The sequence below is a fragment of the Mesorhizobium sp. WSM4806 genome (assembly GCF_055811635.1).
The window spans coordinates 1-274 of the sequence record NZ_JBVVQZ010000085.1 but is presented as its reverse complement, the minus strand read 5'-3'; the positions used below and the strand labels follow the sequence as shown (position 1 = coordinate 274).

Sequence of the window (274 nt, the reverse complement as noted above, 5' to 3'; positions counted from 1 at the left end):
CCCCATTGGTGGAGTCGAGGTCCTCAATGGACAAACCAATGTCGTTGCCCTGGGGCCAGACGTTGATACGAGCATGGAGGCGAGAGATACCCGGATCGTTGATGCGGATGTCGGCGTCAGACCCACGGCCAATCGTCAGTCCCGGAGGGGTGAGGGGATGGCGCACCCCGTCGACTTCCAGCACGAGCGGTGCACGCCGATCTGAGACGGCCTTTGCGTGGTTTTCCCCGGTGAGGACGGTGAACTTACCCACTGGAAGGGCGTCGTCTAAGTC

1 protein-coding gene is annotated in these 274 nt (G+C 61.7%); it reads right to left on the bottom strand.

Features of this window, described 5'->3' with window-relative positions:
* On the bottom strand, positions 1-253 hold a 253-nt coding region (locus AC0L2M_RS34680), incomplete at its 3' end, for an FHA domain-containing protein (RefSeq protein WP_473537284.1).
* Between the last annotated feature and the right edge of the window lie 21 nt (positions 254-274).